The organism is Viscerimonas tarda, assembly GCF_054601255.1.
On the sequence record NZ_BAAHWV010000002.1, the window covers coordinates 121,260 to 137,809 of the forward strand.

The following is a 16,550-nucleotide window of genomic DNA, read 5'->3' on the forward strand; positions in this document are numbered from 1 at the left end:
TCATTATGGGCTTCGACCCTACAACTTTGAACCTGAAACTTTTAAACCCTAACAAAAAGCATACGCAATGACTTTTACTTTCATAATCCCCTCCCCGGCCGGAAAGCGGCAAATATTACCAGGGCAAACGTATGAAATTTTTAGTACTACTGTTACGGATGAGATTCCTCCCCAAGCCCCCCCACCCCCCGTAGGGGGGATTTCAAAAGCCTCCCCTACGGGGAGGTTTGGAGGGGCTTCGCCGCCACTTCCTCATCCCCTCTCCCAAAAAGGAGACTGTCATTGGTAGCGTAGCGAGAAATCCCTGCTCATATCAGCAACTTTACCGAAAGGTATAAGCCGTAAAATTTTTCATGCGTTTGCCCTGCAAATATTACCAGGGCAAACGGACAATATTTTACATTTGTTATCAATCCCAATTTGCTAATACTTATTAACTAACAATAAAGAAATCTATCTTGCATAAAATTACATGAAAATCTTTTTTTCCTTTGTAAGAAATAATCGCCAGATGAAGACGAATTTTTTATTAGCTCTTGTATTTTTCGTTTTGCCGAACATCGTAGAAGGTCAAGATAAACTTTCTTCCGTTATACCGGATTCGGTTACCTTAACATTCACGCAAACAACTCCATTCTGGAAACAAACAATACCTCCGGCTATTTTTCTGGGGGCATCCGCCATTACTTGGGATGTAAACAAGGATGTAAGGGCAATCAGGAACCGCTACATACCCGGATTTCACAGTAAATTAGACGATTATATGCAATATGCTCCGGCAGCTACGGCTTTTGCATTAAACTTGTCCGGCGTCAAAGGCCGGAATAGACTTGGCCGTGTAGCGCTCAACTGGGGCGGGAGCATGTTAATTATGGGCGGATTGGTTAATTCAATCAAATATACGGCCAAAGTGATGCGTCCGGATGAAACAACAAGAAATTCCTTTCCTTCGGGACATACGGCAACGGCTTTTATGAACGCCACTTTTCTTCACAAGGAATATGGGCATGTAAATTCGCTGTACAGCATATTGGGGTATTCGATGAGCAGCTATACCGGAATAAGCCGCAGCTTGAATAACCGGCATTGGCTTTCCGATATTCTGGCAGGAGCAGGCATTGGTATTTTATCTACCGAACTAAGCTATCTGATAGTAGATAATTTCTATAAAAACAAGGGAGATTTCTTTTCTTCTTTTGATACAAGAACCGAACTGGAAAATCCATCGTTTGTTTCCGCAAGGTTTGGCCAGTCTTTTTATATAAATGGCTTGAAGTCATTCGATAAATTTGGCTTGGAAGGAGCCGTAGAGGGAGCCTGTTTTTTTAATAAAAAATGGGGCATTGGCGGCGAATTGAGCTTTCTGCACATGCCGTTTGAAGAAGAAGCGTTAGACTTTCTGGAATGGGACGAACCGCCGGAAGATTTTATAAATCCGCAAATGAATACCCAGTCCTTTGGATTATCTTCATTGATGATAGGCGGATATTACTCCAAATACTTGGGCCGCAAATTTATTTTTCAGGGGAAGCTCCTTGCCGGAGTAGGATTTGGCATTGGCGGCGACATCAATATCATAGCTCAAAGAAAGCTTGGCGGAGAATTGGTACAAACGACTATCCCGTTAATAGAATATTCAGTTGATAATGCATGGATTGCAGGAGGAGGAGCCTCGCTGACCATGATGATAGCTCCTACATTAGGCCTTTCATTATATGCAGACTACAAATATACAAATCCCAAAACCAAACTGTCAATTTCGAGCTATTATTCGGAGGTCGAAAACGGGTTTCTTGATAGTGAACGAATGTACATAAGCGCTTTGTTTTGCGGGCTTAAATTGGTTTCCTTCTTTTGACTTCCGGCATTTTTGACAACGGAATGATGAGAGCGATAGAAAGCGGGAAAGAAGCCCTTTGAGGAACTTGAACCCGATGTAAATCGCCTTTTGGAGAGGGGCGGGGGATGAGGTGTATTTCGGGTAAACCCTTGAACTTTAAACCTTAACAAAAAGCATACACAACAGTTCTTTCCACACCTTGAAGTTCATGGGTGTCGGAAAATCGAGTATGCGCCGGAATGCTTTCCGTTCTTTGCAGGCAAATATCCACCGGAAGCAGATTGTTGCCCTGAATATGTCGTGATTGTAGGTTCGGCAAAGCTGGTTGGATCCGCCCAGCTTTATTAACCAGGAGTTGGCTTTGACAAGAAAATCCTTATCCGGTATTGCCTGTACGCTTTTATCTCTCAATGCCAAGTGAATATCCAGTTCTTCATCGTCGGCATAAATGGCCAGACTTATCAGCTCTCGTTTAAAAATAGTTTTGGTAAACGACGTTATTTTTTCCTGCATGGCGCTGCTGGTGTTTGCATCGTGCCAGCGATATTTCACCAAGGGTTTGGTGATGTTCTCCATTTTATAACGGGCTGCCGAAAAGCGGCACCACAGGTCGTAGTCCTCAGCCACCCAAAAATCGGGATTATACGATTCGTTGACAAATATGGCCTTCCTGATCAGGATGCTCGACTGAATAAACTGGCTACTGAAAAGCAACGAACAACGAATGCTATCGTAACCGTTTGCCAGCTTAATTTGCTTTATTTTCTTCCCATTACTGTCAATCATTGTTCCCCAAGTCCCGCACAGCACATAATCGGGATGGCTATCCAGGAAATCGACTTGTAGCTGCAATTTATTGGGTAGCGCTATGTCGTCGCTATCCAAAAACGCGATGTATTCTCCCTGCGCTTTTTCCAGCAGCAATTTTCGGGTATAGGAAACGCCCCTGTTTTCGGTATTCTTACAGAGGCTTATCCTGTTATCCTTGTCGATATAAGCATTGATAATTTCCCCGGTATTATCTGTCGAGCCATCGTCCCCGATAATCAATTCCCAATCGGAAAAACTTTGGCCGATTATACTGTCGATGGCTTCGGCAATATAATCTGCACCGTTATAAACAGGCATCAAAACAGAAACTTGGGGCATATTTTTTTTAGTCTAAAATTAACTTCCAAAATTACACTATTTTCTTTGAATTTGGTGTTAAAGTAGGGGTAAATGCATGAAAAAATTAGACCCAGAAGGCATAGCCGTCAGCCTCAACGTGTAGTTGTGCAACAAATACAACATGTCCGCACCAACGAAAAATAGGGGCGGTTCGCGAACCGCCCTTATTTTTCGTACCATTCGTAGGGGCGTATGGCATACGCCCGACACACGACAATCAAAATACATGCAATGATAAAACATTTGCGCGTTTCGCCGGTGCGTGTGTCGGGCGTATGCCATACGCCCCTACAATGCGTTGTGCCATGCACAAGGTTTTCGCCATGCATGGGGAGATTGCGGGTCAGGCCCCGCAATGACAGTTTTTTTGTGGGGCGTTCCTGCCCCCCTCGCCCTTTGGAGAGGGGGGGTGTGTGAGGTAAACAATAAGGGCGAACACTCGGTTCGCCCTTATTAATTTTTTATCTGTCGATAACGTGTTATATACTTAACGCATTATTTGATGAATTTTTGAACATATACTTTGCCGCCCAATTGAGCTTTTGCAATGTACAAGCCTTTTGGCAGGTTTTCTACCGATACTTGGTTGATACCCGATTTAACAGTGGCGCCCGACAAGCTGATTACAGCTATTTTGGCTTGTTCTTGTTCTGCTTTTGCAAACTGAAGTACGCCGCCTATTATAACCAGCGAATTGCTGTTGCTTACTGCATCCGCAGCTTTAATGCCCAGCGCGTTCCATGGATATTCGGTTTCGCCTAATAAATCTACAAGTTCATCACCGTTCATTTCAAAGGCGCCGATGGAGCATTTGCCTCCGTCAATTACACGCTCGAAACCAAATATATCTTTTGTGAGATCAACACGGTCGGCGAATTGTGTGAGGTATGCAGCGTTTCCGTAGGTGCGGGCAAATGCATCGGGAAGCAATGGACATGCATAATATTCGCTTAAATATATCGGCGCCATCGGATCATCTTCCGAACGAACAACACCTGCTGCATTTGTATATTCGGCTCCTGTATAATAATTGAATTCATTCGGTTCATCAAAATCACCTATGGTAATACCAGGGCCTTGAACACGACCAATCATGCTGTTGGCAATTGTAAGTTGACCTGCCGCCGGAGCAACTTCTCCTCTATATACGAAGTCAATTCCATATTCGCCACCCGATGTTCCGTTACCGTCGAGCAAATCGTTGTAGAAAGCAGAAATACGGTTTGCCTGTCCATAACCTTCGGTATGCATAAATAGAACACCTGGGCCATGACCGCCATTCCCACCTGTTGCGTTATCAATAAGCGATGAATTAACCAGGGTAAATTTGTTGTTCGGAGTTGCAGCCCACAATAAGATTGTGCTACCGTCGGTTCTCGACTCGTTGTGGTAGAAGAACGAATTTGCAATAAATGTTTCCTGTGGAGCTTCTCTCTTATGGTCGATAAAGATAGCGCCGCCACGTCCTGCACTGTTATTTATGAATGCTGAGTTCAGAATGTTGATGTTCAGCCATTTGTCTTCTTCGACGATGCCACCGCTGGTTCTGTCGGCAATAACGCCGCCGTCGCCATAGCAATTGTTATTTTTGAACAAACAGCCGTCAATATTAAGTGTAGCTTTGCGGTCGTGGTTATTCTGAATTTGAATAACGCCACCATGGCTATCGGGGCTGGTACCGGCTGCATTATAAAGCGCTGCACAATTGTGATTTTGGAAAATGCTACGGGTAATGTTCAAAACGCCTCCCGATTGGAAGATGGCTCCACCTTGCTTGTTCAGGTTGTCGTCGAATACACAATCGGTTATATTCATTGTTCCTGTCAGGAAAGTGATAGCGCCACCATTACCTTGAGAGACAGAGCTGTTCCAAGTCATAGCATCTTCGTCAATAAGAGCGCAATAGTTTTTGGTAAAATAGCAGTTGTTGAAATTGATAACCGAACTTCTTAACCAAAACACACCGCCGCCATCGCTAACCCGGTCTGTACCACCGGTAAACAGGATGTTTTCGAAAGTGTGAGTTTGTCCGTCGATTGCGAAAATACGTCCGGTACCCTTTGAATCGAAACCGTCAACAGGAAGAAATGCTACTCTACTGTTGTCGTCATCAATCATTGTTTCTTCGGGTTCGTTCAAGCCTTTGATAATTGAATTTGACCAGGGGCCTACATTTGAGAAGAAGAAACCTTGTCTGCCACCATTAGCGCTTAGTCGCATAATACCCTGAGCCTCTGCTGCTGATGCACCTGGGGCACTAACGGGCTCGTTGTTCATGTCAATAATACCGTCCACCCAAATAGTATTGTTACCGCCATTCGACAACAAGTTTTCGGGATCGCTCATCAGCAAGTGAATCTGGCGTAAAGTTTTCACCGCTGTTTCTTTTGTCAAACCGTCTGCTTTGTCGTCTCCATTTGCCGAAAGATAGAAGTCCAATGCGTAAGCGCTTGTTGTAACGAAACAACACAAGCACAGAGCCGCCATTAATTTTGTAATTTTTTTCATAAGTACGAATGTTTTAATTGAATTAAATAGTTAATTTTGTTTTGCCGACCCACTCCAGAATACATCCGGTATTCTTTCGGGAGCAATTCATAACTTCTGCGTGCAGAAATTAGATACCACAAAGAAAGCGCGATCCTATTAAATTTTGACGCCACAACTTATTAATTGCGTATTAATTTTTTATTAAATTGACCTTGGTGTGAAAAAAAGAGTATTTTTTTTGAGACAACTCCGAATATTGCAATTGGCTGTAGGGGCAGACCTGTGTGTCTGCCCGAATATTGCATAAAGGGATTGCGGGTCGGAGCCCGCAATGAAATTGTAGGGGCGTATGGCATACGCCCCTACAATTTCGTCGTCAACAACAAAAAAATGTCCGAATTTTATTCGGACATTTTTTTGTTGTGAACCTCAGTATAGGCGGGTCATGACCCGTCTATACTCTGAACTTTAACCCTGAAACTTTGAACTATTTAAGTATATTCGCTATATCAGGATTGGACAGGAATTTGGCTATTTCCAAATCGTTGCCTGCGTATTTCTTGATGTTGGCATCTTTTTGAATTGCTTCGCGCAAGTTTCCGGCAACTCCGGCAATGTTGTTTGTGCGGGCAGCTACAATTGCCGAAAGGTAAGAGGTGGTTGCATCTCCTTTTGTAACGGCTTTCAATGTTTGTTGCGCTTTGTTGTAGTCTTTTGTCAGTATCTGGGCTACGGCGGCATTGTTTGTTTTAGCATCGCCAAAAGCTTGTACGGCTTTGGTGTAATCGCCTTGCTTGATGTAAAGCAATCCCAGGGCTTCGTTAACGGTATTGGCTTGCGATGCCAAGCCCAACAATTCCTGCGCTTTTTGTGTGTCGTTGTTCGATAGTGCATTCAGCGCCAGGTTCATGTTTGGTTCGGCGCCTTTTGGCGCCAGGCTAAGCGCTTTATTGAACGATAAAGTGGCTTTTTCGGCCTGTCCGTTTGCATAATAGTAAGCGCCCAAGTTGTTCCATCCGCGATAATCGTTCGGGAACTTCTGAGTAACCAAGGTATATATTTTTTCTTTGGCAGCGCCATCCAGATTGGCCGCATACAGTAATTCTTCAACGCTTAAATCGCTTGTGGAATTGCTATTGATGGCGGCTATCAGTTCTTCGTCTGTTTTACCTATAATTTCGACATTGGCAGTCAGGCGCGAGCGGCGAAGTTGAGGAAGAATTGTTTCGGCCAGCTCCTTATATATAACCGAGATATTTTTAATTTCGCGTTCCCTTGTTTCAGGGTCGGAATACATCGACAAAACGCTTAGAACTAGTTTTTTGTCCTGCAAGCTGGAAGCTTCTACCAAAGCCTTGAATCCATCCCAGTCCTGAGCGGTGTATCTGGCGGTAATTTCTGTGTCGATTTCTTTTTTGGCAAATTCTTTTTCAAGGTAGCTGGAGGTATTCTTTTCGCGTTTTTCAGCCAACTTTTCGTTCAACTCAAGACCGCCGTCGGGAGATGCATAAGCCGAAACTTCCACGTTAACGTATTTGCGATCGTTGTCGTAAGCATCTTTCACCAGGTTTTTCCATGCAGCCAAATCGCTGGAGTTCAACTGACCCGATCTTAGTTCGGCTTGTTGTATCAGGAACAAGATGTCGGCGTCGTGCGCTTCTTTTATAATCCGTTGGAATTTATCGGGTGCGCTGGCAGGAGTAACGCCCAAAGCGCTGGCCAAAGAAGCTGTTGATGAAATGCCATCGGCAACCTTCAAATCGGGAAGATTGAAGCTTTTTGATTTGATACCGGCATTGAAACGGAGATACAATTCCGATTTCTGCATAGCGGGCACATAGTCGAAAGTCGATTTCAATGTGAAATTTCCACCTTTCGATTGAGAAATAACGATTCCGTTACCGGCAACATTTTCTCCCTGAAATGTTTGAGGAGTTCCCAGGCTTTCTTGTCCCTGATATTTCAGCACAGGCGTAATTGTTACAACGGCATTTTTGTTAAACCATTTGCTTGGAAATGCGCCGTTAATTGTTACCGGAACTTTTGTCCCCACAAGTTCGAGAGGAGAGGGGGTAACATTAATTGACGAGTCTGACAATGGTTTCAGATTACTTCCGCAAGACGCGGCTAACAGACTAATGAAAGCGAGCATCATTAGCGGGATGTAGCGTTCTACTCTATTGAATTTCATGATTAAAAATAAATTTGTTATTACTGGATTTTAATTAACTTCATTGTTGCGGGGCTAAGTTAATTCTTTTTTGTGTGTGATGAAAAAGAAGAACGAAGTTTTAAAACCATTTTTAAGTAATTATAACAAAAACCTCTTGTGCCTGCCATGAATAACTTTCGTTACGGCATTATAGCGCCGATAGCTTTTATTACTGAATATTTGTTGTATTTTTGTCTTTTAATCGAAAATAGATATGTCGAATGTAGAGAAAAATAATTTTGAAGAACTGATAGAAAATATGTCGCATATTCACAGCGCATTGCAAAACTGCGCTGCGAAAACGGTTGACCAATTCCTCTCATTAAGAAATTGGGCGTTTGGTTATTATATTGTGGAGTATGAACAAAAGGGCGAAGACCGCGCCAAATACGGCGAAAATCTTATGCGGGAAATTGCCGACAAACTGACCCATATAAAAGGACTTCGTTTTCGCCAATTATATATCTGCAAAGACTTTTATTTGACGTATCCATACTTTTTGCAGTCAGTGACTGCAAAATTACAACAGTCTGACATTGAGCCGGATACAATTTTGCGGTCAGTGACCGCAAAATCTTCGGATGAGGAAATCGGAATAGTTACCACAAAATCGAATGGAGAAAATAACGATTTACAGCTACAACCTGAATTATTACTTTCACGCCTTACTTTTACCCATTTTGTTGAGTTAATCCGAGTGGAAGATGACTTGCAACGGCTTTTTTATGAAGTGGAAACTATCAAGAACAATTGGAGTGTTCGTGAACTGAAACGAGCCATTAATACCTCGCTTGCATTCCGTAGTGTCATGTCCATCAACAAAGAAGCGGTTATTGCCAAAATAAAAAATCTCAAACCGGCTTTCAATGAAGAAATTATACGGAATCCATACGTTTTGGAGTTTCTTGGCTTGGAAGAAAAATCGGAATACAGCGAAACGGAACTCGAACAGCAAATCCTGAATCATTTACAGGAATTTTTGATTGAATTGGGAACAGGATTTTGCTTTGAAGCACGTCAGAAAAGAACCACATTTGATAATAAACATTTGCGAATGGATTTGATTTTCTATCATCGTATTTTAAAATGCCATATTCTTATCGACCTGAAAGTGAATGAATTTGACTATGCCGATGCCGGACAGATGAATGTCTATCTCAATTATTACAAGGAAAATGAAATGACGGAAGGCGACAATCAGCCTATTGGTATTATCCTTTGTGCAAACAAGAACGATACGCTGGTAAAATATGCCACTTCGGGAATGGACGAGAATCTGTTTGTTTCCAAATATCTACTTAAATTGCCGGAAAAGAAAGTGCTGGAGAACTTTATGAAAAGGGAATTGAATCAATAATTTTATCTTGCCGATTTGCCATGTATGATTAATGTTTCGGTAAAATTGCTGATATGAGCAGGAGATTCCTCCCTTTGGTCGGAATGACTGTCTCCTTTTTGGGAGAGGGGATGGGGAAGTGGCGGCGAAGCCCCTCCAAACCTCCCCGTAGGGGAGGCTTTTGAAATCCCCCCCTACGGGGGGTGGGGGGGCTTGGGGAGGAATCTCATTCGTAACAGTAGCGGTAAATTTTTTCAAGGTTTGCCCTGATAATCTTTGTTCAATGGTTTTCCTTTTCGTTTGTTTTTCTTAAATTTGCGCCCAAATAATTATACAGATGAAATATAAAATAAGTGCACCGGAGTCAGTGCATTCTTCTATAAAACTACCGGCATCAAAAAGCATCAGCAACAGGGCTTTAATCCTGAATGTGATGTGTGCCAATCCGACCGGAATAGAGAACCTGTCGGATTGCGACGACACCAAAGTGATGATAGACGCTTTTTTGTCGGAAGAGAACCTGTTTGATGTGAAAGCGGCGGGAACATCCATGCGCTTTCTGACGGCATTCCTGTCCAGGGTTCCGGGCGAATGGGTCATCACCGGCACAAAACGGATGAAAGAACGCCCTATTCACATATTGGTGGATGCCCTCAATTCGCTGGGTGCACACATTGATTATTTGGAGAATCAGGGCTATCCTCCGCTAAAAATTAAAGGGAGCGCCTTGAAAGGCGGCGAAATATATTTGTCGGGGAATGTCAGTTCGCAGTTTATATCTGCTTTGCTGATGATTGCCCCCACCATGGAGAAAGGCCTTGTTATCCACCTCGAAGGCGATGTTATATCCCTTCCTTACATCAAACTCACGCTGAAAATGATGGAAGAGTTTGGCGTGAAATCGAATTGGACGGAGAACACCATAAAAGTATTTCCACAGGAGTACAAAGCCACACAATACAGCGTAGAATCGGATTGGTCGGCGGCCTCCTATTGGTACGAAATAGTGGCGCTCAGCCAGGATGCGGAAGTTGAATTGCTGGGGCTTCTCCGCAACAGCGGGCAAGGCGATTCAAAAGTCGCCGACTTGTTCCTCGACTTGGGCGTAAGCACCGAATATACCGAACGAGGCGTGCTGCTGAAGAAAACCGACCGGATTGTAAAGAAAATGTTCCACGATTTTGTCAACGAACCCGATTTGGCGCAAACGCTTGTGGTTACTTGTTGCCTGATGAATGTCCCGTTTTTGTTCACCGGTTTGCAAAGCCTGAAAATAAAAGAGACCGACCGCATCGAAGCGCTTAAAGCCGAACTGAGAAAGCTGGGCTATGTAATAACCGACAGCAAAAACAGCATCCTCGAATGGAATGGAGAGCGGGAGGAAGTTCAGCCCGACCCTGTTATCAGCACTTACGAAGACCACCGGATGGCGATGGCATTTGCTCCGGCGGCTATAAAAACCGGCTCGCTGAATATTGCCGACCCGGATGTTGTTAGCAAATCCTATCCCCGGTATTGGGCGGATTTGAAGAAAACAGGCTTCCTTATAACGGAAAATAACTGATGGAACTCCTTTTTATATTTCTGGCAATTGTCGCTTTTTTCGTCGTCTCGCTTTTCGTTTGGAACACCATCCAGCAAAAAAGAGGGAACACCGGAAAACCGGAGGATGTTCTCAACAATCGTCCCGAAGACGGGGAATGTTGCGGACAACATGCCGTTTGCGAAAAGGAACTGCTGATAAAAAGCTACCTCAGCAAAGAAATAGAATACTTCGACGACGAAGAACTGGATACCTATATTAACAGGCCGTCCGACTGCTACACGGAGGAGGAAGTAGAAGAATTCAGGGAAGTTTTGTATTCGATGTACGATGACGATAAACCCAAATGGGTTCGCAGTTTGCAACGAAGAGGAATAGCTATACCCAACCAGTTGAAAGATGAAATTATCCTTACTGTTACCTAGCATGGAATTTTTTGAACTTTTCCACTATACTTTTTTTCAGAATGCCTTGTTGGGCAGTTTGTTTGCCAGCATTGCCTGTGGCATCATCGGCACGTACATCGTTGCGCGGAGGCTGGTTTTCATTAGCGGCGGAATTACCCACTCTTCGCTGGGTGGATTGGGGATGGGTTTTTACTTCGGCGTCAATCCTGTTTTGTCGGCCATGCTGTTCTCCATTTTATCGGCTTTCGGCATCGAATGGTTCAGCAAAAAGCAAGGCGTGAGACAGGATTCGGCCATTGCCGCCTTCTGGTCGCTGGGAATGGCTACGGGTATTATCTTCATCTTCCTCAAGGCCGGATTTGCCCCCGATTTGTCGGAATATCTTTTCGGCAATATCCTCACCATTACTACCGCCGACATCCTCTATCTGGCTATTCTGTCAGCCGTGCTAAGCCTTGTGTTTATAGCTTTCAGGCACGAGATACTCTATGTTTCGTTCGACCCCGATTTTGCCAGAACACGCAATCTGCCGGTGAAATTTATCGAATACCTGATGATGTTTTTTATTGCTGTCTCCATTGTGTTGTCCATCCGTCTGGTTGGCATTGTGTTGTTAATGTCTCTGCTCACCGTCCCCCAGATGACGGTCAATTTATACACTTCCAATTTCTCGAAAATAATTTTCGGGTCGATTGCTATTGGTTTTGTAGCCTGCGTTGCCGGATTGCTGTTTTCCTATTTCCTGAATGTACCTTCGGGCGCCTTTATTATATTTGTGCTGATAATCGGCTTTATTTTGTGCCGGTTTTTCCGGGGATTGAGGAAAAGGGCTGTCTAAGAAGGTCGATAAAGGCGCCCAAAAAGAATGCAAATTGCGCAGATTACACAAATTCACGCAAATAAATCATTCTTGTTCTGAGAATAGACCGATTTAAACAATATATAATTGCGATAATTCGCGTAATCTGCGCAATTTGCGTTCTTATATTTCGTGTCCTTTGTGGTGAATAGTTGCCATTTCTCAGTTTTCAGGGAAGAGCCAATTTAAACATTTATTTGCAAGCTTAAACAATTTCATATACATAGTGATACCTTATTTTTCCGAAATTCTTTTACCTTTGCACGGATAAAAATTTATCAACTATTTATTGGCCTGTTTTCCAACCGTAGTTGATTTTAGTTGTCGTACTTAAATAAACCTTACAAAAGGACTGACCTTAATAAAATTATGTATTGTTATGAATAAAAAAATTGTTTTGTTTTTAGCTGTTGCTTTGGTTTCCACCGGCATATACGCACAGGCAAAGGACGCTGTGCTAATGAAGATTAATAACCGACCTGTAACAAAATCGGAATTTGAATATCTATACAACAAGAATAATTCTTCTTCGCAGCAATCCCTCGATGAATACCTTAAACTGTTTATCGACTACAAACTGAAGGTGGAAGAAGCTTCGACACAGGGGCTGGATACCCTGAAAGTATTTTTGTCGGAATACAATAACTACAAAAACCAGCTCACACAGCCTTATTTGCTCGACACGGTTAGCGAACAAACCGTAGCCAGGAAAATTTATGACCGCATGGGCGAGAATATCGAAGTCAGCCACATCCTCATCCGTTTGCCGAACGAAGGGCGGCTTTTACCCAAAGATACACTGGCTATATACGAAAAAGCGATAGCCGTCCGGAATCAGCTGACAGGAAAAAATGCGAAAAGCTTTGAGGCTGTTGCCTTAGAAAATTCCGAAGACCAAGGTGTAAGCCAGTCCGAACGTCCCGGATATTTGGGATGGGCAACATCAATGATGTTTGTTGCGCCTTTTGAAAACGGAATGTATGCCACCAAAACAAACGAAGTAAGTATGCCTGTCAGGTCGGCATTTGGTTACCACCTGATTAAGGTACATAACCGCCGTCCCGATCCGGGTAAATTAAACATATCGCACATCATGCTCAATTATCCACAGCGGGAGCCAACCGCACAGGAAACCGACAGCGTACGGAAAATTGCCGACGAAGTGTATGCCCGATTAAAGGCAGGAGGCAATTACGCCGAACTTAGCGATCAATTTTCGGGCGACAGGCAATCTGCCGAAAAAGCCGGAAACCTGGGTTGGATGCAAACCGGAACAAGGTACCCACAATCGTTTATGGATGCGGTATTCACATTGAAAGATACCGGCAGTTTCACCACGCCTGTGGCAACGTCCTTTGGCTTTCATATCATCAGACTGAACGAAAAAGCCGACAGAGAATCCTGGGCCGAATCAAAAGCTAAAATCATAAAACAATTAGAAAATTCCGACCTTTCGGAAGAACTAACCTCGCTGAAAATAAAGAATTTAGCGAAAAATGTCGATTATAAAACAGATAATGCCGTTTATAATAACCTGCTTTCGCTGGCAAATGCCAATTTCCCGCTCGATTCGGCCTCAATAAGCATTACATCGCAAGATAGCAGAACATTGTTGACCGTTGGCGGTAAAAAATACAGCGTAGCCGATTTTACGGCTTACCTGCAAAAAAACGGAAATTTCCGTCAGAACCTTTCTACCGAATTTTTGGCCAGGTCATTCGATACCTATCTTCTGGCTAATTTGAAGGCGGCTTATACGCTTTCGCTGGAAGATAAATATCCCGAATACCGGAACCTGCTCCACGAATACCACGACGGCATTCTCTTGTTCAACGTGATGAATGAAGAAATTTGGGAAAAAGCCGCGAACGACACCACCGGGCTGGTCAATTATTTTAATACAAACAAAAGCAACTATAAATGGGATTCGCCACACTACAAGGGACGAATTGTATATTGCAAAGACGAAGCAACATTGAAAGCAGCCAAAGATATTGCCAGTAAAAACAAGCAAAATCCCGATATTGACGCCCTCATCAAATCATCGTTCAACAACGATAGCATTAATCTTGTTTCCATCAAAAAAGGCGTGTGGGCAAAAGGCGAAAATCAGTTTGTTGATGCCGCCGTTTTCAAAGCAGGACCCGAACCCGAACCCGTTGCCAGTTACCCCTTCTATTTTGTAGATGGCAGATTGATTAACGCCCCCGAAGATTATACCGACATTAAAGGATTGGTAGTTTCCGACTATCAGGAATTGAGAGAAAAAGAATGGATGCAATCCCTACGCGATAAATATAAAGTTGAAGTCGATCGTAAAGTATTGAGAACAGTAAAATAGATTGGATGAAGTATCGCTTTATAATACTGTATTGCAGCATATTAATAACTCTAATAACGCTTAAAGCTTGCTCTCCAAAGTCCGAAGTTGTTGGGATAGAGGACGAGCGGGCTTTGGTCGGCATCGGCGGTAAAACTTTATATAAGCAGGAAGTGGACGGCAGTATCTCCGGCGAATTAAGCGCTGCCGACAGTACGCTTGTGGCTGAAGCGTATATAAAAATGTGGATTAGGAACGAGTTGATGTATGAAAAAGCAAAAGAAAATTTAGTCGATAAAGCGAAAATTGACGAACTCGTAGATAATTACAGGCACTCGCTGACCATATACACCTATCAGGAGCAATTGCTGAGGGAGCGTTTGTCGAAAGAAATTACCGATAAGGAAATCCATGATTATTACGACAATAATCAGGAGCAATTGAAGCTGGAGACCAACATTATCAAGGGTTTATTTTTAAAAGTGCCGATTAGTTCGCTGCGCCTCAACGATTTAAGGAAGTGGTATTCGTCTGACTCGGAGAAATCAATCGAAAATATTGAGAAATATTCGCTGGAGAATGCTGTCATATACGATTATTTCTATAACAAGTGGGTGGATCTTGACGATGTTATGGCCAATATACCCCGGACGATAAGCAGTCCGGCGCAGTTTCTCAACGACAACAAGCGACTGGAAGTACAAGACTCGGCCTACGTTTATTTACTCAATATTAAAGAATACGCATTGGTAGGAAGTAAAGCGCCCTTTGAATTTGCCAAAGGACAGATTCTGGATATACTTCTCAGTAAAAAAAGAGAGAATTTTATAAAGAAATTTGAAGCCGATTTGTATGAAGATGCCATAGACCATAACAAAATTAAATTTTATGCCAAGTGAGAATTCATCGCTTTATAACTTCTTTTAATAATCCGGCGCCCGAAAAGTTGCCCAATATAAGTATATTTACCGCTCTTAAATAAATTCAATTACAATGAAGAGATATTTCTGTAGAATAATTTCCCTTTTTTCGCTGTTATTCGTTTGTTATAATTCAAACGCTCAGGATAATGTCATCGACCAGGTTATCTGGGTTGTTGGTGATGAATCGATATTGAAATCCGAAGTAGAAACTGTTCGCCGCGATATGCTGGTTAGCGGGAAACATTTCGAGGGAGACCCGTATTGTTTTATACCCGAACAACTCGCCGTTCAGAAATTGTACCTGCACCAAGCAAAGATAGACAGTATAGATGTCCCCCTCTCCAGCATATCGAGAGATGTAGAGACCGACCTGAACAGTGCAATAAACTTTTACGGATCGAAAGAAAAGCTGGAAGAATATGAAGGTAAACCGCTGAATGAACTTCGGGAAGATTTGAGAACCAGACGAAGAGACGGAGCAATTATGAGACAAACACAAAGTAAAATTGTAGGAGATGTGCGCCTGACCCCTTCGGAAATACGGAAATACTATTCGAGTTTGCCGCAGGATAGCTTACCTTTCATCCCAACCACGGTCGAGGTTCAGATAATGACCATGCAGCCTGTAACCCCAATCAAAGAAATAGATGCTGTAAAGGCACGGTTAAGAGATTTTACCGACAGGGTCAACAAAGGAGACGCCGATTTTGCTACTCTGGCGCTGATGTATTCGGAAGACGTTGAATCGGCTAAAAGGGGAGGCGAATTGGGATTCACCGGACGGGCGCAGCTGGTTCCCGAATTTTCCAGCGCAGCCTTTGCACTCACCGACACCAAAAAAATATCGAACATTGTAGAAACCGAATACGGATTTCATATCATCCAACTGATCGAACGCCGGGGCGACCGGATCAATGTAAGGCATATTCTCTTGAAACCCAAAGCATCTGCTGTGGAAACAAACAGAATAATAAGCCGCATGGATTCAATTGTTTCCGACATCGACAACAAGAGATACACTTTTGAGGAAGCAGTAGGCATCTTGTCGTCGGATAAGGATACCCGCAACAACAAGGGGCTGATGGTCAACAAAAATAACTACGGGGCAAATGCCGGAACATCGCGTTTCGAGATGAATGAGCTTCCGCAGGAAGTAGCCAAAATAGTGAATAATCTGGCTGTGGGCGAACTGTCGAAACCCTTTACCATGCTCAACGAAAAAGGAAAGGAAGTGGTAGCTATCGCCAAATTAAAACAACGGGTCGAAGGGCACCGCGCCAACGTGTCGGACGACTACCAAGCCCTTAAAGCCATTGTAGAAAACAATAAAAGAGAGGACATATTAAAAAAATGGTTGGAGACCAAAATAAAAACAACTTATATCTGGATACATAACGATTGGAAGAACTGCGATTTCAGTTATTCGGGATGGGTAAAATAGGGTATCTAT

Annotated in this window: 12 protein-coding genes; 8 read left to right on the forward strand and 4 right to left on the reverse strand. The window is 43.2% G+C overall.

Annotated features, from left to right (window positions below; all coding sequences use genetic code 11):
* Positions 1-511: 511 nt before the first annotated feature.
* The gene (locus ACYPWY_RS01330; RefSeq protein ID WP_459683531.1) at positions 512-1,858 is read left to right on the forward strand and encodes a phosphatase PAP2 family protein; all 1,347 of its coding nucleotides are present in this window, start codon (positions 512-514) and stop codon (positions 1,856-1,858) included.
* 138 nt (positions 1,859-1,996) lie between these two features.
* Here ACYPWY_RS01330 and ACYPWY_RS01335 read toward each other — a convergent pair whose 3' ends face one another.
* The 4 genes from ACYPWY_RS01335 to ACYPWY_RS01350 form a co-directional block, all read right to left on the reverse strand.
* The gene (locus ACYPWY_RS01335) at positions 1,997-2,989 is read right to left on the reverse strand and encodes a glycosyltransferase family 2 protein (RefSeq protein ID WP_459683532.1); all 993 of its coding nucleotides are present in this window, start codon (positions 2,987-2,989) and stop codon (positions 1,997-1,999) included.
* A gap of 185 nt (positions 2,990-3,174) precedes the next feature.
* On the reverse strand, positions 3,175-3,339 hold the full coding sequence (locus ACYPWY_RS01340) for a hypothetical protein (protein WP_459683534.1): 165 nt from the start codon (positions 3,337-3,339) through the stop codon (positions 3,175-3,177).
* Between the two features lie 166 nt (positions 3,340-3,505).
* Positions 3,506-5,518 (reverse strand): T9SS type A sorting domain-containing protein, encoded by a 2,013-nt coding sequence (locus tag ACYPWY_RS01345; protein WP_459683535.1) that lies wholly within the window; start codon positions 5,516-5,518, stop codon positions 3,506-3,508.
* Positions 5,519-5,987: 469 nt separating this feature from the next.
* Complete coding sequence (locus tag ACYPWY_RS01350) at positions 5,988-7,691, reverse strand: tetratricopeptide repeat protein (protein ID WP_459683536.1); 1,704 nt, start codon at positions 7,689-7,691, stop codon at positions 5,988-5,990.
* Positions 7,692-7,926: 235 nt separating this feature from the next.
* Between ACYPWY_RS01350 and ACYPWY_RS01355 the strand changes: the two genes are divergently transcribed.
* The 7 genes from ACYPWY_RS01355 to ACYPWY_RS01385 all read left to right on the forward strand — a co-directional run bounded on the left by ACYPWY_RS01355 (position 7,927) and on the right by ACYPWY_RS01385 (position 16,541).
* Positions 7,927-9,069, forward strand: a complete 1,143-nt coding sequence (locus ACYPWY_RS01355) for a PDDEXK nuclease domain-containing protein (protein ID WP_459683538.1) — start codon at positions 7,927-7,929, stop codon at positions 9,067-9,069.
* A gap of 316 nt (positions 9,070-9,385) precedes the next feature.
* Entirely contained in the window at positions 9,386-10,612 is a 1,227-nt protein-coding gene (locus ACYPWY_RS01360) for a 3-phosphoshikimate 1-carboxyvinyltransferase (protein WP_459683540.1), read from the forward strand.
* Entirely contained in the window at positions 10,612-11,016 is a 405-nt protein-coding gene (locus tag ACYPWY_RS01365; RefSeq protein ID WP_459683542.1) for a phospholipase, read from the forward strand. Before ACYPWY_RS01360 ends, ACYPWY_RS01365 begins: the two co-directional genes overlap by 1 nt.
* A gap of 1 nt (position 11,017) precedes the next feature.
* Positions 11,018-11,836, forward strand: a complete 819-nt coding sequence (locus ACYPWY_RS01370) for a metal ABC transporter permease (RefSeq protein ID WP_459683544.1) — start codon at positions 11,018-11,020, stop codon at positions 11,834-11,836.
* A gap of 400 nt (positions 11,837-12,236) precedes the next feature.
* On the forward strand, positions 12,237-14,198 hold the full coding sequence (locus ACYPWY_RS01375) for a foldase protein PrsA (protein WP_459683545.1): 1,962 nt from the start codon (positions 12,237-12,239) through the stop codon (positions 14,196-14,198).
* Positions 14,199-14,203: 5 nt separating this feature from the next.
* Positions 14,204-15,076: a peptidyl-prolyl cis-trans isomerase gene (locus ACYPWY_RS01380; protein ID WP_459683546.1), complete on the forward strand. Its 873-nt coding sequence runs from the start codon at positions 14,204-14,206 to the stop codon at positions 15,074-15,076.
* Between the two features lie 94 nt (positions 15,077-15,170).
* Positions 15,171-16,541 carry a peptidylprolyl isomerase gene (locus ACYPWY_RS01385; protein WP_459683547.1) on the forward strand — a complete coding sequence of 457 codons (1,371 nt, stop codon included), beginning with the start codon at positions 15,171-15,173 and terminating at the stop codon, positions 16,539-16,541.
* Positions 16,542-16,550 lie beyond the last annotated feature (9 nt).